Origin of the sequence: Caballeronia sp. S22 (genome assembly GCF_964261745.1) — a bacterium.
GTDB lineage: Bacteria > Pseudomonadota > Gammaproteobacteria > Burkholderiales > Burkholderiaceae > Caballeronia > Caballeronia jiangsuensis.
In genome coordinates this window covers 2622520-2642662 of the sequence record NZ_OZ180035.1, presented here as the reverse complement: position 1 = coordinate 2642662, position 20143 = coordinate 2622520, and the positions used below count along the sequence as shown (strand labels likewise).

Sequence of the window (20143 nt, the reverse complement as noted above, 5' to 3'; positions counted from 1 at the left end):
GCTCATAAAAATGACTTCGATTCAACCTATCGAGCCGTCCACGACGCTCATCCCCGAGAAGAACATGACGAAGACGCTGGTCGTCGGCGTCATCACCGCGATCTTCGTGATCGCTGCGCCGATGGTCATCGGTGCAGCGGGCGGCAACTACTGGGTCCGCGTGCTCGACTTCGCGATGCTCTACGTGATGCTCGCGCTCGGCCTGAACGTAGTGGTCGGTTTCGCCGGCCTGCTCGACCTGGGCTACATCGCGTTCTACGCGGTGGGCGCGTATGTCGCGGCGCTGCTGTCGTCGCCGCAACTGACCACGCAATTCGAATGGATCGCGCATCTCGCGCCCGGCGGATTGCATGTGCCGTTCCTCATCATCGTGCCGTGCGCGATGGCGCTCGCGGCGACCTTCGGCGTGCTGCTCGGCGCACCGACGCTGCGTCTGCGCGGCGACTACCTCGCGATCGTGACGTTGGGGTTCGGGGAAATCGTCCGGATCTTCATGAACAACCTCGATCGTCCGGTGAACATCACGAACGGTCCGAAGGGCATCACGGGCATCGATCCGGTGACGGTGCTGGGCTTCAACCTGTCGCAGACGCATGAGTTCTTCGGCATGAAGTTCCCGTCGGTGTACATGTACTACTACCTGTTCGTGCTGTGCGCGCTGTTCGTGATCTGGGTGTGTACGCGCCTTCAGCACTCGCGTATCGGCCGCGCATGGGCCGCGATCCGCGAAGACGAAATCGCCGCGAAGGCGATGGGCATCAACACCCGTAACGTGAAGCTGCTCGCGTTCGCGATGGGCGCGTCGTTCGGCGGTCTCTCGGGCGCGATGTTCGGCGCGTTCCAGGGCTTCGTGTCGCCGGAATCGTTCACCTTCTGGGAATCGATCGTCGTGCTGGCGTGCGTGGTGCTGGGCGGCATGGGCCACATTCCGGGCGTGATTCTCGGCGCGGTGCTGCTCGCCGTGTTCCCCGAATTCCTGCGCTCGACGATGGGCCCGCTGCAAAACGCCATCTTCGGCCATCAGATCGTCGATACCGAAGTCATCCGTCAGCTGCTCTACGGTCTGGCGATGGTGCTGATCATGCTGTATCGCTCGGAAGGCCTGTGGCCCGCCGCGAAACACGAAGACAAAATCGCGAAGATCGCGAAGCGCAGCGGCAAGAAGCCGGTGCGCGCATAAGGCGGAGATCAGAACATGAGCGAAAAGCAAATACGACTTTCCGTCAAGGGCGTCAACAAGCGCTTCGGCGGCTTGCAGGCTTTGTCGGATGTGGGCCTTCAGATCGAAGAAGGCACGATTTACGGTCTGATCGGCCCGAACGGCGCCGGCAAAACGACGTTCTTCAACGTGATCACCGGTCTCTACACGCCGGATTCGGGCGAGTTCAAGCTCGATGGCCAGGCATATACGCCGACGGCGGTGTACCAGGTGGCGAAGGCGGGCATCGCGCGCACGTTCCAGAACATTCGCTTGTTCGGCGGCATGACGGCGCTCGAAAACGTGATGGTCGGCCGTCACGTGCGCACGAAGCACGGTCTGATCGGCGCGGTGTTCCAGACGCCCGCCGAGCGCCGTGAAGAGCGCGAGATCAAGGAGCGCGCGCTCGAACTGCTCGAATACGTCGGCGTGCTGCAGTACGCGGACTACACGTCGCGCAATCTGTCGTACGGTCACCAGCGGCGTCTGGAGATCGCACGCGCATTGGCCACCGATCCGAAGCTGCTCGCGCTCGACGAACCTGCCGCCGGCATGAACGCGACGGAGAAGGTCGAACTCACGCGTCTGCTCGACAAGATCCGTTCGGACGGCAAGACGATTCTGTTGATCGAACACGACGTGAAACTCGTGATGGGATTGTGCAACCGCATGACGGTGCTCGATTACGGCAAGGTGATCGCCGAAGGTCTGCCGCAGGACGTGCAGAAGGACCCGAAGGTGATCGAGGCATATCTGGGTGCGGGGGTGCACTAATGGCGACCACAAGCGCAATGTTGAAGGTCAAGGGTTTGCAGGTGAACTACGGCGGCATCCAGGCGGTGAAGGGTGTCGATCTGGAAGTCGGGCAGGGCGAACTGGTTACGCTGATCGGCGCGAACGGCGCGGGCAAGACCACGACGATGAAGGCCATCACGGGCCTCAAGCCGTACTCGGGTGGCGATATCGAGTACATGGGCCAGTCGATCAAGGGCGTGCCGACGCATGAACTGCTCAAGCGCGGCCTCGCGATGGTGCCGGAAGGCCGCGGCATTTTCGCGCGCATGTCGATTCTTGAAAACATGCAGATGGGCGCGTATCTGCGCAACGATTCCGATGGCATCCAGAAAGACACCGAGCGCATGTTCGGCTTCTTTCCGCGTCTGAAGGAACGCGCGTCGCAGTATGCGGGCACGCTCTCGGGCGGTGAACAGCAGATGCTCGCGATGGCGCGTGCGCTGCTTTCGCGTCCGAAGCTGCTCTTGCTCGATGAGCCGTCGATGGGGCTCTCGCCGATCATGGTCGAGAAGATCTTCGAAGTGGTGCGGGAGATCTCGAAGGAAGGGCTGACTGTGCTGCTCGTGGAGCAGAACGCGCGTCTCGCGTTGCAGGCGGCGAATCGCGGTTATGTGATGGATTCGGGCACGGTGACGATGTCCGGCGACGCGAAGGTCATGCTCGATGATCCGAAGGTGAGAGCGGCTTATCTGGGGGAGTAAGGGGCGGTCGTTCGGCTACGCGTGATTCCGCCGGATCCCATTATCGTGTTGGTCTATTGGCGCTGCCCCTGTGCGGGGCGGCAGTTACTTTCTTTGCTGCTGCAAAGAAAGTAACCAAAGAAACAGCTCTCCCCAGCCTAAGCACTTCACACCGGCCGCGGCACAGGCGATTGGCCTAATGGCCCGGCAATAGCGAGTGCCCCCACAAGCAGACAAGGGCTTGGATCGCGCACGGTCTGACTCATCGCACCACAGAACAAACTGGTTCAGCACCGAATAGCTCCGGCCCGCTTCGCGGCCGATGGGTCAATCGGGTGTGCGTACGCTTCGTCTTCGATGGTTTCCCTTGCATACCCGGCGGCAGCGCGCAGCGCTGTGCCGAAGCTCTTTGGTGCTGAACCAGCGCGCTAAAACGTCTAGCTCGTCAGACCGTGCGCGAGCCAAGCCCGGTTGGGCCTTTGGGGGCGACACTTAGGCGAGTGCCACCGCGGGCTGGCAAGCATGGCCAACGTGCGTGTGACCGCGGGCGGTGACTAGCTGCTTTCTTTGGTTACTTTCTTTGCAGCAGCAAAGAAAGTGACCCCCGCCCCGGGGAGGGGCAGTGCTAATAAACCGACACGAAAACGGGATCCGGCGACCTCCGAACCCGAGCCGACTCAATCGAAACGCTGTTCAAAGCCGCTTGCCGAGACTCACGACTTCATCCATCCGATACCCGAGCTTTTCGTAGAACCCACGCAACTCGGTCTTAACCGACAGAATCTGCAGATTCACCTTCGGACAGCCAAGTTTCGTCAACACAGCTTCCGCGTGCATCATCAACGCGCGGCCATGACCGCGCCCACGAAGCGATGGCGTGACGGCCAGCGAATACACCCACCCGCGGTGACCGTCATACCCGGCCATCACCGTGCCGATGACCTCGCCATCAACTGCACCGACGAAGAACAGCTCCGGCTGCATCTTCATCTTGTTGGCGATCGACAACGCAGGATCGCGCTGCGGCCGCGATGCATCCGCGTACTCCGGAAACACATCGCGCCACAGGGCGATCACCGCATCGCGATCGCCTGCATCGAAGCTACGGATGATCACAGCGAATCGAGCACCGAACGCAGCATCGTCATCATCTGATCGATCTCGTCCTTCGTCACGTTGAGCGCCGGCATGAAGCGCAGCAGGTTCGGACGCGCGGCGTTGAGCAACAGGCCGTCGGGCTGCATCAGGCGCGCCTTCTCAACGATCTGCGGACCCTTGTCGCTATCGAGCAGCAGCGCGCGCAACAGGCCTTCGCCGCGCTCGCCCTTGAAGCCGCGCTCGTCGGACAGTTTCAACAGTTCCTGCCGCAGATACGCGGCTTTCTCGCGCACTCCTTCGAGGAAGCCCGGCGCAACGAGTTGCGAGATCACCGAGTAACCGGCTGCCGTCATCAGCGGATTGCCGTTATAGGTGCCGCCCTGATCGCCCGCATCGAAGCACGCGACATCGGCCTTCGACAGCAGCGCCGCGAGCGGCACGCCACCGCCGATGCCCTTGCCGAGCGTCATGATGTCCGGCTCGACGCCCGACAACTCGTACGCGAACAACGTCCCCGCACGGCCGCAGCCGCTTTGCACTTCATCGACGATCAGAAGGATGTTGTGCTTCTTCGTCAGCTCGCGCAGTTGCTGCATGAATTCGCGCGTCGCGGGAATCACGCCGCCTTCGCCCTGGATCGGCTCGAGCATCACGCCGACGGTCTTCTCGTTGATGAGCTTCTCGACCGAAGCGATGTCGTTGAGATCGGCCTTCGGAAAGCCCGGCACCTGCGGCGCGTAGATCGTGTCCCAGCCAGCCTTGCCGCTCGCGGACATCGTCGCGATCGTGCGGCCGTGGAAGCTGTGATCGAAGGTGATGATCTCGAACGCGCCGTTCTTGAACTTCTTGCCCCACTTGCGCGCGAGCTTGATCGCGCCTTCGTTCGCTTCGGCGCCGCTGTTGGCGAAGAACACCTTGTCGAAGCAGCTGTTCGCGGTGAGGAGCCCGGCGAGCTGCGCCATCGGCGCGTTGTAGAACGCCGGCGAAGGATTGATCAGCGTGCGCGCCTGCTTTTCCATCGCCTCGATCATGCCTTCGTTGCAGTGGCCGAGCGAGTTGACGGCCCAGCCCTGGATGAAGTCGAGATAGCGCTTGCCCGTGTTGTCGTAGAGCCAGGAACCTTTGCCGTGCGTGAACACGATCTCGGGACGGTTCGTGATGTACATCAGCGAATCAACGGGGTACTCATTGAAATTCATGACAGCGGGCTCCACGAAGGCTAGTGCGAGAGAAAGAGGAAAACGATGCGGAAAAAACAAAAGCCACGGATTTCCGTGGCTTCATTTCGTACGCTTCGAACAAACCGAACCGTGAGCGCAATGCATGACGAGCCAGCGGCATCCCTAGGGAAGCGGCGAGCGGCGACGTCGAAGTGCGTTCAGGATTTTGATCATTCGCGAAGGATACGTTAAGCGGTTGCTGCCTGTAAACCGCGCACGCGGATTTTTTGTCCGCGTGCGGACTACGTGCAACATCACACGGGATGCGCCAGATCCGCCGCGCTCGTGAACGAATCCGCGTAGAACTCGTCCTCCGGCAGGCGATGATGCTGCGTGAAATCGCGCTGCGCCGATTCCACCATCACGGGCGCGCCGCACGCGTACACCTGATAGCTGCTCAAGTCTGGCAGATCTTCGATGACAGCGCGATGAACGAAGCCCGTGCGGCCCGTCCAGTTGTCGTCGGCGTCGGGTTCGGAGAGCACCGGCACGAACGTGAAGTTCGGGATGTCCTTCGACCATTGCGCGGCGAGCTCCATCATGTAGAGATCCTTCTTGCGGCGGCCGCCCCAGTAGAGCGTCATCGGGCGGTTCAGGTTTTTGAACACCGCATGCTCGATGATCGCCTTGATCGGCGCGAAGCCGGTGCCCGACGCCAGCAGCACGATCGGCTTGTCGGATTCGTCGCGCAGGAAGAACGTGCCGAGCGGGCCCTCGAAGCGCAGGATGTCGCGCTCTTTCATCGCGCCGAACACGTGATCCGTGAACGTGCCGCCGGGCATGTGGCGGATGTGCAGTTCGAGCGGGCCTTCGTGATGCGGCGGGCTCGCCATCGAATAGCTGCGGCGCTTGCCGTCCTTCAGGATGAATTCGATGTACTGGCCCGCGTAGTACTGCAGGCGCTCGTTCGCGGGCAGTTGCAGCTTCAGTTCGATGACATCGTCGGCACGGCGTTCGAGCGCATTCACGCGGCACGGCAGCTTTTTCACCTGCACGTCGCCGACGCCCGCGACTTCGCGCACGTCGATTTCGAGGTCGGTCTGCGCGGTCGCGCAGCAGAAGAGGGCCATGCCGCGGGTCTTTTCGTCGTTCGACAACGCCGACGAAGAATGCGGCGCCTGCTCGACTTCACCGCTCACGACGGCGCCCTTGCACGAGCCGCACGCGCCGTTCTTGCAGCCATATGGCAGGCCGATGCCCTGGCGCAGCGCGGCGGTCAGGACCGGTTCGTCGGGTTCTACTTGAAACTGCCGGCCGCTTTGCCGGAGCGTTACGTTGAAAGCCATAGATCGATTTCTGCGATGTGTGGAGTTGTCTCGTTCATCTTGTTCGACGCCGCACGCGGGTTTCGGGCGACGGATAGAATGCCCGGATGATCGCCACTCGAAACCTTCGCCGCGCGCGTGTCCTGATCGTCGGGTGCGGCGATGTCGGCATGCGCGCGCTGCCGCTTCTGCATGCGCGTGCCGGCGCGCCCCGCGTCGTCGCGCTCACGCATCATCCGGAGCGCGCGGGCGAGTTGCGCGCGGCCGGCGCCACGCCGATTTCCGGTGATCTCGACCTGCGCCGCAGCCTCGGAAGGCTCGCGGGCCTCGCGCGCGACGTGCTGCATCTCGCGCCGCCGCAGCGCGACGGCGATTCCGACCGTCGCACGCGCGCGCTGATTGCCGCGTTGCGCCGCCCGCGCCGCTCGGTGGCGCGCGGCGCAAAGACTCACTGGCTGCATCCGGATCGAGCCGGAAAAACGTCTTTCATTGTACCCGACGGCCTTCGCGCGGCCACGAAGCGGCGGACCGGGCCGGGCACGCGCTTCGTCTACGCCAGCACGACCGGCGTGTACGGCGACTGCGCCGGCGCGTGGATCGACGAAACACATCCGGCGCGGCCGGAGAACGAGCGTGCGCGACGGCGCGTTTCGGCGGAGCGGCAACTGCGCGCGGCGGGCGTGGGAAGCGGGTGGCGCGTGTCGATCGCGCGGATTCCGGGCATTTACGCGGCCAATCGCTTGCCAGTTGCGCGCATCGAAAAGGGCATGCCCGCGCTCATCGAATCCGACGATGTCTACACGAATCACATTCACGCCGACGATCTCGCCGCGATCCTTTTGCGCGCGCTCGCACGCGGGCGGCCGCAGCGCGTCATCAACGCCTCGGACGATACGGACCTGCGCATGGCGGATTACTTCGACCGCGTGGCCGATGCGTACGGGCTGCCGCGTGTGCCGCGCATTTCGCGGCAGGAAGCCGAAGCGCGCCTGGAACCGGTTACGCTTTCGTTCATGCGCGAATCGCGACGGCTCTCCAACGCGCGCCTGAAGCGCGAACTGGGCTACGCGCTACGCCATCCAACGGTCGACGATTTCCTGAAAACGGCCACGCGGCGCTAGATCAGCGCCGGGATCGTTTCGAGCAGGACGAAGCACATCAGCGCGCCGATCAATGCGCCGATGAGATTCGGCGAATACTTGTGGCGCATGTGCATGACGATGGCCAGCACCCCGATGAGCACAGCGCTCAGCGCGACGAACGCAATCATCGCGACGGTCAAGTGGGAGACCATGATGCCCTCCTGCTTTTTTGATAGTCATTTTTGGTATCCGTAAGACCAGTATATGAGTGTGGACGGCGGAAGGCATGCTGCGCCGCAGCGCCCGCCATTGAGGGCTTTCACCGATTTGCATGCTCAATGCGCGTCGATGAAGGCGAGCACGTCCGTGAAAACCGGCGAACCCGCGCGTTGCGCCGCCGAAATCGCATCGACGAGCTGAACGTGGCCGAGGCCCGCGTAGGTCTTCAGCTCGACGGCGTCGTCGTGTGCGCGCAACGCGTCGGCGAATCGCGTGCTGTTCGACGGATCGACGACGGTATCGGCGGTGCCGGTCGCGAGCAGCATCGGCGGTTCGTGGCCGGTGACGAAGTCGATCGGTAGCGTCTGCCCGCGCAGCGCCTCCGGAAAGATGTCCGACATATGCGCTTCGCGCGGCGGGATGGCCGCATACGGGCCCGCGAGGCCGATCATCCCGCGCAGTTCCGACTTCGACATGCCGTGCGCCGCGAGATAGCGCGGATCGGTCGCGAGCATCGCCGCGATATGCGCGCCCGCGGAATGCCCCATCACGACGATACGGCCGGGATCGCCGCCGAAGTCGCGCGCATGTTCGCGGCTCCAGCGCACGGCGGCCGCGGCGTCGTCGATGAAGCCGGGGAAGATGGTTTCGGGATACACGCGGTAGTCCGGCACGATCGTCACGATGCCGCGCTGCGCGAGCGCCTGTGCGACGCCGCGTGCGTCCGCGCGCTCGCCGCCTTGCCAGCTCCCGCCATAGAAATACACGACGACGGGCCGCGCGCCGTTCGTGCGGCTGTGCGGGGCATACACGTCGAGCTTCTGGCGCGGTGCGGCGCCGTAGGCGAGGCCATCGGCCTGCTCGTCGTTCTGCGCGCGCGCCCGCGCACCGGCGAGGCCGGACGCGCACGCGACGAGCGTCAGGGAAATGAACCGCCGTCTCGCCGGGATGTGCATGATGGGTTCGTCCTTCGATGTGATCGAACAACGGCTGCGATGCATCCGGCGCGGCGGCTTCGAAGCGAAGCTACGGCGTCGTATCCGGCTCCCGGCGCAGCGCGGCGAGATCGGCTTCATCGAGCCAGCGCCATGCGCCTTCGGCAAGCGTGCCAGGCAAAGCATAACCGCCCACCCGCTCGCGATGCAGTTTCTCCACGCGGTTCCCGGCGGCCGCGACCATGCGCTTCACCTGATGATATTTGCCCTCGAGCACGGTGAGTTCGACGAGCCGCTCGTCGCGTCGCACGGCCGCGAGCGCGGCGCTCGGTTTCGACTCGCCGTGCAGCAGCACGCCATCGCGCAGCTTTGAGAGCTGTGCATCGTCGAGCGGATGGCGCACGGTCGCGAGATAGACCTTCGGCACCTTCCGTTTGGGCGACGTGAACGCGTGAACGAACGCGCCGTCATCGGAGAGAAGGAGCAGGCCGGTGGTGTCCTGGTCGAGCCGGCCGACCGACTGTACGCCGCGTTCGACGAACTGCGGCGGCAGCAGATGAAACACGCTCAGATGATGCTGCGGATCGCGCGAGCATTCGTAGCCCGCCGGCTTGTTGAGCGCGATGTACGCCTTCTCGCGATACGGCCAGAGATGATCGTCGACTTCGAATTCGAGACCGGGCGTGACGGGAAGCTCGGCATGCGGATCGTCGCGCACGACGCCCGCGATGCGCACGCGGCCTTCGGCGACGATGCCGCGGCACTGGCGGCGCGACCCGAAGCCTTGGGAGAAGAGGAGGGTTTCGAGGTCCATCGGATGAGCGGAGTTGAAGCGCGCATTCTAGCAAGCCGCGCTTTCGATCCGCGTTCGCCGGACGCGTCTCGCATCGGCGATACAAAAAGAGCGCCGCCCGAACCGCGGGCGGCGCCGAGCGTGGCGATGCGCATTCGGACGAAGGGGCGTCCGGGGCCGGCGTCATCGCCCAGGGAAACGCGCTGCGCGCTTCATTGCATGTCGATGCGGCCGTACACGCCGTCGGCTTCGAAGTTCGGTCCGGCCGCGAAGAAGAGCGTGTTGGAGGGCTGCGCGCTCAGGTTGTTGCCGAACGCGATGCCCCACAAGCCGCGCTGCACGAGCGGCGTGCCGTCCGTATTCATGAACTGGCCGACGAACGCGCCGCTATTCGGATCGAACGCGTTGATCGTGCCGTCGCCGAAATTGCCGACGAGAATGTCGTTGCTGAAGGTGCCGAAGTTGCCGGGAGCCTGCGCGATGCCCCACGGCGCATTCAGCGGGCCGTTCGCCGCGAAGCGCTGCATCAGGTTGCCGTCGAGGTCGAACACGTCGACGAAGCCCTGGCCCGCGCCCGGCACGTCGTCCTCGGCGTCGCTGTCCTGCTTCGCGTAGGTGACGAAGATCTTCGAGCCGATCGCCTGGATGCCGAAGGGCGCGAAGCCCGCTGGAAGCTGCGTGTCCGTGAAGCCGCCGGGCACGACGATTTTCGTGAAGGTGCCGTCGAAGACGTCGATTCTGTTGTTGTGGAAGTCGGTGGCGTATAGGCGATGCCCGCCCGCCGCCGTGGTGGCGATCGCGAGTCCCTTGTAGATGGCGCCCGATGCGCTCGAATCGACGGCGGTGAACGCGTGCGTCATGTCGACGGCGGGCGCCCACGCGGTGATCGAGCCGCCTTCGCCCGCGAAGATGAATGCGGCGACGCCCGACTTGCCGTTGCGCGCGATCGTGAGATCCGGTCCTTTGTTGAAGACGATTCCGGTGGGAGTGGCCGGACCGTTCGCGGTCGCGGGAATCGACACGACGAGCGATTGAACGACGCCGTTGCCGTCATAGAGCGTGGCCGTTTGCGTGCCATTGTTGGCAACCCACACGAAGCCGTTCGGATTGAACGCGACGCCCCAGCCGTTCTTCAGGTTCGGGTCCGTGTGCGGCGCGGGCACGGCGCCATCGGAGACGACGATCGACATCTTGAAGCGTGTCGCCGCCGGCATGTTGTCGCTCGAGCTGCCGCCGCCGCACGAGGCGATGCCCGTCAATGTCACGACCGCCGCGGCGCAGACGATGAAGCGGCTCCACAATCCGGATTGCATGATGGTGACTCCTTCGGCAGCGAAGCGCCGTCAGTTCGTTCGTCACCTCTAAACGGATGGGCCTCGCGGCTTATTCCGTTCGCAATCCGTGCGCTTGTTTCGATGCGTGTCAGTGCGCGTCGCCGCGTCCCTTCGATGTCACCGGCACGCCGAGCCCGAAAAGCGTGAAACGCGAGTCGTCGTCATCGCCCGACATCGCGGGGTGCCGCGAGCCTGCGGTCCAGCGGCCATCGAAGGTCATCGTCGGGACGATCGGCTTCGGTATGCCGCTGGCTTGCCGGAAGTATTCGGTATTGGTCTCGTTCTGCACGGCGAGCGCACGGCGCAAGGTCGCCTGCGTCTGCCCGTTGCGCGGATCGAGCGACACCGCGCGGCGCGCATTGCGCAATGCGCACGCGGCGTCCATGTTCGCGACGCAATTGCGCGCGCTCGCCATCGCGCCGTCGCGCGCGCGTTCCTGACGCGACAATTCGGCCGCGAGCTGCTGGATTTCCGGACTGCGCGGCTCGCTCGCATAGAGGCCGCGCATATGGCGGCGCGCGGTCGTGAGATCGCGGTTGGCGAGCGCTTGCTGGAGCGACGCGATGCTTCGTGCGACGGCAGCGGGAAGCGGGTCCGCGACCGGCGGTGCCGGATGTGTTGCGGGTTTCTCGGCGGCTGCGATCGTCGGGGTGCTTCGAGGCGGCTCGGTCGTGCGCGCGACGGGCGTGGGCGTTTGAGTTGACGGTTTTGCAGGGACCGGGGCAGCCGTTGTCAGCGTCGTGCTGACACGCGGTTCCGGTTTTTGCACCGATGCGATGACCGGCGTCGCCGGTTTGATCGACGGCGCAGCGGCGGCGACCGGCGTGTTCGTCGTCGTGTTCGGTGTTGCGGGCTTCGCAACGGCTACGGCCGCGGATGACGCGATGCCGGGCGACGGCGGATTCGCCGTGGTGTGTGCCACTGGCGCGGCGGGCATCGGCGGCTTCGCGGCGGCCAGCGTGCTAGCCGATGCAGGCGCGCCTGCGGCGACGACGCGCGGTGCGACCGACGGCGCTTCTGTCGTCGCACGCGCTACGACCGGAACGCTCGGCGGCTTCACCGGTGCGGCGGCAGCCAACGTGCTAGCCGATGCAGGCGCGCTCGTGGCGACGACAACGCGCGGCTCGATGCGTGGTGCGACCGACGGCGCTTCCGTCGTCGCACGCGCTGCGAGCGGAACGCTCGACGGCTTCGCGGGTGCGGCGGCGGCCAACGTGCTGGCCGATGCAGGCGTGGTTGCGGCGACGACAGCGCGCGGCTCGACGCGTGGTGCGACCGACGCGGGTTCCGTCGTCGCACGCGCTGCGAGCGGGGCGCTCGGTGAGGCAACGGCGTGTTCTTCGCGTGCGTGATTCGCCTTCGCGATCGCCGCGGCCGACGCCGACGCCGACGTGCCGGCCTGCGCACTCGCCGAATCCGCTTTGGGCCGCATCAACGATGCATGCCGCGCAACGTCTGCGCCCTGCGCGCCGGACGCGCGGTCGCGAACCGAGCCCGCCACGCTGATGCCCGGATCGTCGCTGACCGGGGGAGCGTTGTCATCCAGACGCGCATAGAAGTAACCGCCGACCGCAATGCTCGCGACCACGCCGCTGACCAGCACGGCGATGGTCGTATGCGCGGACTTGCGGCGCTGCTCCTGCGCATCGCCAGGCTCGATGAAGTTCGGATAGGACGTCAACATCCTGCGCCGCACGAGGCGCTGCAGCCAGTGGCTGTCATCCCAATCGACGATATCGAGTTGCGCAGGCACCGGCACGGGCGCGCGGGTCTCCGCGCGGCTCGTGAAAATCGCGCCCTGGCGATCGGCGCCGCAGGACGGGCAGGTGTCTTCCTCGGCTGGCGAAACCGTGCTGCAGCGTTTGCAGATGACGGAGTCGAGTGACAGCGAGTATTCAGGTCGATTCATGTCGTACCCTTCTTCGAGTTATGGCTCGACGCATCGCGCGAGCGGGTCACGACATCGAGATGGTCCTAAGCAACCCGAAATGCGGGCGCTGCGCGAGCGAGCATCCCCGTGATGCTCCTCGCGCCGGGATTCTGAATGCCGATGGGAGGTATTTTTGCGGCGCGCGGTTAAACGCGTCTACGCGATTGCGCACATTCGCGAATCGTGACGTCAGGAAGAAACGATAACGACGCCTGTGCGGACACGACATAGCCATCTGGATGACTTCCCGCAAATGTTTGCGCGGGCGAAATTGCGTGTCATCAGATACGAAAGGATGATGACAATGCAATCGAACGGCTTTGACGCGACGGCGCGGCAGTTGATAGTCGGACTGCCACTGTTCATGGGCATGATCGAATACATCTTGCGAGTGGCGCTGAAGCAGCCCGGGAAGGACGATTTCTTTCCGATCTCGCTCGTCGCCTCCAGCGTCAGTCTGAACATTGCGCTGGCCGCGCTGCCGGGCGAACTGCGCGGCGGGTTCTGGACGTCAGCGCAACGAATCAGTCAGGCGATGTTTATCGCGAATCTGGGAATTTTCGCCTCTCTGATTGGCGTGCTCCTGTGGATATACTTGCTCGTGGCTTCGTTTAGTGAAGAGGTCCGAGGAATCTTGCCGCTTCATCCGTTGCGAGATTCTTTGGTCTACTATCTATTTTCAATTGCATTGAATGAAAGCAAGGCTAGGGTGGCGAAATGATGAACTTCGTTTTGGGATTTTTTCGAGAGTACTGGCCGGTCGTGGTCGCGTGTGCGTTCGCCAGGTTCGGCGTACCGGTTGTGGTCGACTGGCTGTTTCGCAACTTCGCCAAGGAGGCGCCACAAGGTGGGACGGAGCGGCGTTCGGGCGTCGATTGACGCGGGTTGACGCGAATAGATCAACGCGACGCGATCTTGGAGTACGTCCAGGAACGGCCTAGCCCAAACGCAAAAAAGCCGCTCACGACGGAGCGGCTTTTTCAGTAATCCTGGTGCCCAGGGCCGGAATCGAACCGGCACGCCTTGCGGCGGGGGATTTTGAGTCCCCTGCGTCTACCAATTTCACCACCTGGGCCTTGATCGACTCGTACCGCAACACACCGCAGCAACAAGCCAATCGAGTCGGCGATTATGACCGAAAACACCGCCGCCGGCAAGCAGCAACGGCGGCGTTTTCGCAAGCTCGGGCTTTACTGGGCGAGATACGTGAACGCGCCGTTCCTGATCACGCCCATCACGCTCGCGCGCTGATCCAGGCCGACGTGATCCGTCGCGCTCGTATTCACGACGCCGTTCGGCACGACGAGCTCATGCGCATGCTCCAGTTCCGAGCGCAGCGCCACGCGAAATTCCTTCGTGCCCGGTTTGCCGGACTTGAGCGCGCGCGCGACGGCGTCCTGCAGACGCGGATAGACGCCCGCCGCATCGCCCGCGAATTGCGTGACCGTGCCCTTGCCGTACTTGTCCTCGTAGGCGTTCACGAACGCGAGCGCGGCCTTTTTCGACGGATGATCCGCCGGCAGCGTCCGGGCGACGACGACCGGTTGCGTCGGGAACAGCGTGCCTTCCACGTCCTTGCCGCCGAGCTTGATGAACTCGGGCGTCGCGATGCCGTGCGTCTGGTAGATCGCGCCCTTGTAGCCGCGCTCGACGAGCGTGCGCTGCGGCAGCACCGTCGGCGTGCCCGCGCCCGCGATCAGCACCGCGTCGGGCTTTGCCGACATCAGCTTGAGAATCTGGCCGGTGACGCTCGCATCGGTACGGTTGAAGCGCTCGCTCGCGACGATCCTGATATGGCGCAGATCGGCGAATTTGGTGAACTCGTTGAGCCAGCTATCGCCGTAGCTGTCCGCAAAGCCGATGAAACCGACCGTCTTCACGCCGTGATTGGCCATGTAGCGCGTCATCACGTCGGCCATCGCGCGGTCGGTCTGCGCCATCTTGAATGCCCACACCTTCTTGCCTTCCTGCGGCTCCACGACCGACGCCGAGCCGATCAGCGTGATCATCGGCGTTTCGGATTCGGCGACGGGATCGAGCGCGGCAAGCGCGGCAGGCGTGATGTTCGGCCCGACGATCACATCGACATGATCCTCGCTGATGAGCTTGCGGATGTTGCGCACGGCCGCGCCCGGGTCCGAGCCGTCGTCGAGGATGATGTACTCCGCGTTCTGCCCGGCGATGGTTTTCGGCCACATCAGCATCGCGTTCTTGCTGGTGATGCCGATCGCGGCGGCGGGGCCGGTGCTCGACAGGTCGATGCCGACCTTCAGTTGCGCGTGCGCGGCCGCGGCGATTACAGACAAGGCAACGCCGGCAGCGAGCCGGCGCGTGAACTTCGACAGCGTCATCGGAAAGGTCTCCAGGGGAGTGAATTTTTTGAGGCAGCGTGCGCCGCCATTTTATTCAGAGCTCGTAGCTTTCGTGCTCGCCGGTAAGCGCCTGTTCGATCAGCTTGCGGTTCAGCGACGGCGACAGCAGCTCGACGAGCGTATACACATAGCTGCGCAGATACGCGCCCTGCTTGAGCGCGAGGCGCGTCACGTTCGTGCCGAACAGATGGCCGACCGGCATCGCGCGCAGATGCTTGTCGCGCTCCGGATTGAACGCGATATCCGCCAGAATCCCGACGCCGAGCCCCAGCTCGACGTAAGTCTTGATCACGTCCGCATCGATGGCCTCGAGCACGACGTCGGGCGTCAGATTGCGCCGGGCGAACGCCTGATTGATCTTCGTGCGCCCGGCGAACGACGCTTCGTAGGTGATGATCGGGTATTGCGCGAGATCGTCGAGCGTGAGCGTCTTGCGTTCGAGCAGCGGATGATCCGGCAGCATGACGGCGAGGTGCTGCCACTGAAAGCAGGGCAGCGACACCAGTTCCTTATAGTTGGCGATCGCTTCGGTGGCGATGGCGATATCCGCCTGATCGTGGATCACCATCTCGGCGACTTGCGTCGGGCTGCCCTGCAGGATCGAAAGGTGGACCTTCGGAAAGCGCTTCTTGAACTCCGCGATTGCCGCCGGCAGCGAATAGCGCGCCTGCGTGTGCGTGGCGGCGATGACGAGATTGCCCTGATCCTGCGCCGCGTAATCTTTACCGACACGCTTCAGACTTTCCACTTCCTGCAATATTTTCTCGACCGACGCGAGGATGATGCGCCCCGGCTCCGTCAGCGATCTCACGCGCTTGCCGTGCCGCGTGAAGATTTCGACGCCCAGCTCGTCCTCCAGCTCGATGATCGCCTTCGAGACGCCCGGCTGTGATGTATACAGCGCCTTCGCGGCTTCCGTCAGGTTGAAGTTCTGCCGGACGGCCTCGCGCACGAAGCGGAACTGGTGCAGATTCATATATAACTCAGCCGCATATCAAAGTAATTTTTCAGTCGTTTGCAATATATAGCAGGTTCTTTACTATCAGTCCAATTTTTCCAATATCCATATCTCTATCTGTCATAAGCAAATGAGCGTTTCGTCTGAACGACGCTCGCGACAGGGACTCAATGGATATTCGATGGATGAGACGCGCGACGTAACCTAGGACGCCGCGCCTTGACAAGAACTTGGGGCCCCCGAATGTACCAATACGATCAGATCGACCAACGCATCGTCGACGAACGTGTCGCGCAGTACGCTGACCAGGTCCGCCGCCGGCTGTCGGGCGAATTGACCGAAGAGGAATTCCGTCCGCTGCGTCTGCAAAACGGCCTGTACATGCAGCGTCACGCGTACATGCACCGCATCGCGATTCCGTACGGCAACCTGCGCAGCGACCAGCTCCGCATGCTCGGCACGATCGCGCGCGAGCACGACCGCGGCTACGGTCACTTTTCGACGCGCACCAACATCCAGTTCAACTGGGTCGAGCTCGAAGAAACGCCGGAAATCCTGCGCAAGCTGGCTTCGGTGCAGATGCACGCGATACAGACTTCGGGCAATTGCATCCGCAATATCACCGCCGACCAGTTCGCCGGCGTCGCGCCCGACGAGCAGGTCGATCCGCGTCCGTGGTCGGAAATCCTGCGTCAGTGGTCGACGTTCCATCCGGAATTCGCGTGGCTGCCGCGCAAGTTCAAGATCGCGGTGAACGGCTCGGCGGAAGACCGCGCGGCCGTGCAGATCCACGATCTCGGCGTGTATCTTAAGAAGAACGCGCAGGGCGAAGTCGTGATGGACATCCTCGCGGGCGGCGGTCTCGGCCGCACGCCGATCGTCGGCGCGATCATCAAGCGCGATCTGCCGTGGCAACACCTGATCACTTACTGCGAAGCCGTGCTGCGTGTGTACAACCGCTACGGCCGCCGCGACAACATGTACAAGGCGCGCATCAAGATTCTCGTGAAGGCGCTGTCGGCGGAGAAGTTCTCGAAGCAGGTCGAGGAAGAGTGGCAGCATCTGAAGGACGGCCCGTCGACGATCACGCAGGAAGAAGTCGATCGCGTGTCGAAGTTCTTCGCGCCGCCGGTCTACGAAAAGCTCGCGGACACGGATGCCTCGTACGAAAAGCATCTGATCGAAAGCAAGCCGTTCGCGCGCTGGGTCGAGCGTAACGTGCGTCCGCACAAGGTGCCGGGCTATGCGGCGGTGACGCTGTCGCTGAAGCAGCGCCATATCGCGCCGGGCGACGCCACCGACAAGCAGATGGAGGACGTCGCCGCGCTCGCCGACGAGTTCTCGTTCGGCGAAATCCGCGTGTCACACGAGCAGAACCTGATTCTCGCGAACGTGAAGAAGCGCGACCTGCATACCGTGTGGGAACGCGCGAAGGCGCTCGGTTTCGCGACGGCGAACATCGGCCTTCTGACGGACATCATCGCGTGCCCGGGTGGCGACTTCTGCTCGCTCGCGAACGCGAAGTCGATCCCGATCGCGCTCGCCATTCAGGACCGTTTCAACGATCTCGACTACGTGCACGATCTCGGCGACCTGTCGCTGAACATTTCGGGCTGCATCAACGCGTGCGGTCATCACCACGTCGGCAACATCGGCATTCTGGGCGTCGATAAGGACGGCTCGGAGTGGTATCAGTTGACGCTCGGCGGCGAGCAGAGCTCGGGCGCGACCGGCGCGCATCTCGGCAAGGTGATCGGCCCGTCGTTCTCGGCCGAAGAGATGCCCGACGTGATCTCGCAAGTGATCGATACCTTCGTCGACAACCGCATGGAAGGCGAGCGCTTCATCGAGACGTTCGGCCGCATCGGCATGGCGCCGTTCAAGGAGCGCGTGTACGCATCGCGCCAGGCTCACGCTTAAGGATTTGCAAATGACGTTGATCATCAAGAACCGCGCCGTTATCGAAGACGATTTCACCGTCGTGCGTGCCGCCGAAGACGGCGCGCTGCCCGCTGTCGATGCATTGCCCGCCGGCAAGATCATCGTGCCGTTCGCGCTGTGGAAAGAGCACAAGTCGGCGATCGTCGCGTCGCGCGCGAAGGAAGACATCGGCGTGTGGCTCGCGCCGGACGACGAACCCGCGGACCTCGCGCCGGACTTCGGCGTGCTGTCCGTGATCGCGGTCGACTTCCCGGTGTTCCGCGATGGCCGCGGCTTCTCCATCGGCCGCCTGTTGCGCGAGCGTTATCAGTGGACGGGCGAACTGCGCGCGATCGGCGACGTGCTGCGCGATCAGGTGCTGTTCCATTCGCGTTGCGGCTTCGATGCGTTCGCGGTGCGCGCGGACAAGGACATCAACGACGCGCTCAACGCGTTCAGCGAATTCACCGAGCTGTACCAGGGCGCGACCGACAATCTCGAACCGCTGTTCCGCCGTCGCGCGGCGCTCGTCGCAGCTCTCGGAGCCTGATGCATGACCCCTGAATTGCAAGCCAAGGTTGAACGCCTGGATGCGCTGCTCGATTCGATCGCGGCGCGCCATCAGAGTGTCAAGCTAGCCAGCAGCCTCGCCGCCGAAGACATGGTGCTCACGCACGCCATTCTTTCGCGCGGCGTGAAGATCGGCATCTTCTCGTTGAACACGGGCCGCCTGCATGCGGAAACGCTCGGCATGCTCGACATCGTGAAGGCGCGCTACGGCTACGACATCGAGCAGTTTCATCCGAAGCAGGACGCGGTCGATGCCTACGTGCGCGATCACGGCCTGAACGCGTTCTACGAAAGCATTGATTTGCGCAAGAGCTGCTGCCATATCCGCAAGGTCGAGCCGCTCAATCGCGCGCTGTCGGATGTGTCCGCGTGGGTGACGGGCCAGCGTCGCGAACAATCGGTGACGCGCGCCGAGCTGCACGAGGAAGAGCACGACGCGCCGCGCGGCATCGCGAAGTTCAATCCGCTCGCGGACTGGAACGAGACCGACGTGTGGGATTACCTGAAGGCCTTCGATGTCCCGGTGAATCCGCTGCATGCGCGCGGCTATCCGAGCATCGGCTGCGAGCCCTGCACGCGCGCGGTGCGTCCTGGCGAAGACAGCCGGGCGGGCCGCTGGTGGTGGGAATCGCGCGACACGAAGGAATGCGGCCTGCACATCACGAACATCAAGATCGTCGAAGAAGCTCCGAGCTCGGCGATCTGAGGCGCACAAGACGCCGCATCAAACCCTGTCATTGAACGCATCGTCGCTTTGGAAATCGCATGACGCTGCATAAAAAAGGATCGACGAACATGAGCACGACGCTCGACTCAACCGTCACCGCACCGATCGCCAACAAGGCGACCCGCATGGATCACCTGGATTGGCTCGAAGCCGAGTCGATCCACATCATTCGCGAACTCGTCGCGGAATGCAGCAAGCCCGCGCTCCTGTTCTCGGGCGGCAAGGATTCGGTCGTCGTGCTGCATCTCGCGCTCAAGGCGTTCGGTCTCGGCGCGGGCCGCGCGACCCAGTTGCCGTTCCCGCTGGTGCATATCGACACGGGTCACAACTTCCAGGAAGTGATCGACTTCCGCGACGCCCGCGCGGCGGAAATCGGCGCGGAACTGGTCGTCGGCCATGTGGAAGATTCGATCAGGAAGGGCACCGTGCGCCTGCGTCGCGAGACGGATTCGCGCAATGCCGCGCAAGCGGTGACGCTGCTCGAAACCATCGAGGAATACGGCTACACGGCGATGATCGGCGGTGCGCGCCGCGACGAAGAGAAGGCGCGCGCGAAGGAGCGCATCTTCTCGTTCCGCGACGAATTCGGCCAGTGGGACCCGAAGGCGCAGCGCCCGGAACTGTGGAGCATCTACAACGCGCGTCTGCATGCGGGCGAGCATCTTCGTGTGTTCCCGATCTCGAACTGGACCGAGCTCGACGTGTGGCAATACATCGCCCGCGAGAAGCTCGAACTGCCGTCGATCTACTACGCGCATGACCGCGAGATCATCCGCCGCAACGGTTTGCTCGTGCCGCTCACGCCGCTCACGCCGCTGCGCGAGGGCGAAACGTCGGAAGTGGCGCAGGTGCGTTTTCGGACCGTCGGCGACATCAGCTGCACGTGCCCGGTCGCGAGCGACGCCGACGATGTCGAGAAGATCATCGCCGAAACGGCCGTGACGGAAATCACGGAGCGCGGCGCGACGCGCATGGACGACCAGGCGTCCGAAGCCGCGATGGAACAGCGCAAGAAACAAGGTTATTTCTAAGCCACACGCCCCAAGG

At 63.7% G+C, this 20143-nt stretch carries 20 protein-coding genes and 1 tRNA gene; 10 read left to right on the top strand and 11 right to left on the bottom strand.

Annotated elements, in window-relative coordinates:
* Positions 1-10: 10 nt before the first annotated feature.
* The 3 genes from ACEN42_RS12460 to ACEN42_RS12450 are packed head-to-tail and all read left to right on the top strand — an operon-like array spanning position 11 to position 2694.
* Entirely contained in the window at positions 11-1180 is a 1170-nt protein-coding gene (locus ACEN42_RS12460; RefSeq protein ID WP_035497905.1) for an ABC transporter permease subunit, read from the top strand.
* Positions 1181-1195: 15 nt separating this feature from the next.
* Positions 1196-1972, top strand: a complete 777-nt coding sequence (locus ACEN42_RS12455) for an ABC transporter ATP-binding protein (RefSeq protein ID WP_371880104.1) — start codon at positions 1196-1198, stop codon at positions 1970-1972.
* 17 nt (positions 1973-1989) lie between these two features.
* Positions 1990-2694, top strand: a complete 705-nt coding sequence (locus ACEN42_RS12450; protein WP_008351154.1) for an ABC transporter ATP-binding protein — start codon at positions 1990-1992, stop codon at positions 2692-2694.
* 672 nt (positions 2695-3366) lie between these two features.
* Here ACEN42_RS12450 and ACEN42_RS12445 read toward each other — a convergent pair.
* From ACEN42_RS12445 to ACEN42_RS12435, 3 genes are all read right to left on the bottom strand, one after another.
* Complete coding sequence (locus ACEN42_RS12445) at positions 3367-3789, bottom strand: GNAT family acetyltransferase (protein ID WP_371880103.1); 423 nt, start codon at positions 3787-3789, stop codon at positions 3367-3369.
* Entirely contained in the window at positions 3786-4970 is a 1185-nt protein-coding gene (locus ACEN42_RS12440; RefSeq protein WP_238295181.1) for an acetylornithine transaminase, read from the bottom strand. The genes ACEN42_RS12445 and ACEN42_RS12440 overlap by 4 nt, the downstream gene beginning before the upstream one ends.
* Before the next feature lie 275 nt (positions 4971-5245).
* Positions 5246-6277: a CDP-6-deoxy-delta-3,4-glucoseen reductase gene (locus tag ACEN42_RS12435; protein ID WP_371880102.1), complete on the bottom strand. Its 1032-nt coding sequence runs from the start codon at positions 6275-6277 to the stop codon at positions 5246-5248.
* An 86-nt stretch (positions 6278-6363) separates the two neighbouring features.
* Here ACEN42_RS12435 and ACEN42_RS12430 point away from each other — a divergent pair, with 86 nt between their 5' ends.
* Entirely contained in the window at positions 6364-7377 is a 1014-nt protein-coding gene (locus tag ACEN42_RS12430; RefSeq protein WP_371880101.1) for an NAD-dependent epimerase/dehydratase family protein, read from the top strand.
* Here ACEN42_RS12430 and ACEN42_RS12425 read toward each other — a convergent pair.
* The 5 genes from ACEN42_RS12425 to ACEN42_RS12405 form a co-directional block, all read right to left on the bottom strand.
* Entirely contained in the window at positions 7374-7550 is a 177-nt protein-coding gene (locus ACEN42_RS12425) for a hypothetical protein (protein ID WP_035497911.1), read from the bottom strand. The genes ACEN42_RS12430 and ACEN42_RS12425 overlap by 4 nt on opposite strands.
* A 123-nt stretch (positions 7551-7673) precedes the next feature.
* Positions 7674-8513, bottom strand: coding sequence for an alpha/beta hydrolase (locus ACEN42_RS12420; protein ID WP_371880100.1), 840 nt, complete (start codon positions 8511-8513; stop codon positions 7674-7676).
* A 70-nt stretch (positions 8514-8583) separates the two neighbouring features.
* Entirely contained in the window at positions 8584-9306 is a 723-nt protein-coding gene (locus ACEN42_RS12415) for a pseudouridine synthase (RefSeq protein WP_371880099.1), read from the bottom strand.
* Positions 9307-9497: 191 nt separating this feature from the next.
* Positions 9498-10598, bottom strand: a complete 1101-nt coding sequence (locus ACEN42_RS12410) for a TIGR03118 family protein (RefSeq protein WP_371880098.1) — start codon at positions 10596-10598, stop codon at positions 9498-9500.
* Between the two features lie 109 nt (positions 10599-10707).
* Complete coding sequence (locus ACEN42_RS12405; RefSeq protein ID WP_371880097.1) at positions 10708-12528, bottom strand: hypothetical protein; 1821 nt, start codon at positions 12526-12528, stop codon at positions 10708-10710.
* A gap of 325 nt (positions 12529-12853) precedes the next feature.
* Between ACEN42_RS12405 and ACEN42_RS12400 the strand changes: the two genes are divergently transcribed.
* Both ACEN42_RS12400 and ACEN42_RS12395 read left to right on the top strand, forming a co-directional pair.
* Positions 12854-13270, top strand: coding sequence for a hypothetical protein (locus ACEN42_RS12400; protein WP_371880096.1), 417 nt, complete (start codon positions 12854-12856; stop codon positions 13268-13270).
* The gene (locus tag ACEN42_RS12395) at positions 13267-13428 is read left to right on the top strand and encodes a hypothetical protein (protein ID WP_371880095.1); all 162 of its coding nucleotides are present in this window, start codon (positions 13267-13269) and stop codon (positions 13426-13428) included. Before ACEN42_RS12400 ends, ACEN42_RS12395 begins: the two co-directional genes overlap by 4 nt.
* A 111-nt stretch (positions 13429-13539) precedes the next feature.
* Here the strand turns inward: ACEN42_RS12395 and ACEN42_RS12390 are convergent.
* The 3 genes from ACEN42_RS12390 to ACEN42_RS12380 form a co-directional block, all read right to left on the bottom strand.
* A tRNA-Leu gene (locus tag ACEN42_RS12390) sits at positions 13540-13624 on the bottom strand.
* A gap of 115 nt (positions 13625-13739) precedes the next feature.
* Positions 13740-14900: an ABC transporter substrate-binding protein gene (locus tag ACEN42_RS12385; RefSeq protein WP_371880094.1), complete on the bottom strand. Its 1161-nt coding sequence runs from the start codon at positions 14898-14900 to the stop codon at positions 13740-13742.
* Positions 14901-14955: 55 nt separating this feature from the next.
* Positions 14956-15897, bottom strand: coding sequence for a CysB family HTH-type transcriptional regulator (locus ACEN42_RS12380; RefSeq protein WP_035508205.1), 942 nt, complete (start codon positions 15895-15897; stop codon positions 14956-14958).
* Positions 15898-16122: 225 nt separating this feature from the next.
* Between ACEN42_RS12380 and ACEN42_RS12375 the strand changes: the two genes are divergently transcribed.
* From ACEN42_RS12375 to cysD, 4 genes are all read left to right on the top strand, one after another.
* On the top strand, positions 16123-17799 hold the full coding sequence (locus ACEN42_RS12375) for a nitrite/sulfite reductase (protein WP_371880093.1): 1677 nt from the start codon (positions 16123-16125) through the stop codon (positions 17797-17799).
* A gap of 10 nt (positions 17800-17809) precedes the next feature.
* Positions 17810-18349 (top strand): DUF934 domain-containing protein, encoded by a 540-nt coding sequence (locus ACEN42_RS12370; protein ID WP_371880092.1) that lies wholly within the window; start codon positions 17810-17812, stop codon positions 18347-18349.
* 3 nt (positions 18350-18352) lie between these two features.
* Positions 18353-19075 (top strand): phosphoadenylyl-sulfate reductase, encoded by a 723-nt coding sequence (locus ACEN42_RS12365; RefSeq protein WP_371880091.1) that lies wholly within the window; start codon positions 18353-18355, stop codon positions 19073-19075.
* Between the two features lie 89 nt (positions 19076-19164).
* Positions 19165-20127, top strand: a complete 963-nt coding sequence (gene cysD / locus ACEN42_RS12360) for a sulfate adenylyltransferase subunit CysD (RefSeq protein WP_238210525.1) — start codon at positions 19165-19167, stop codon at positions 20125-20127.
* Positions 20128-20143 lie beyond the last annotated feature (16 nt).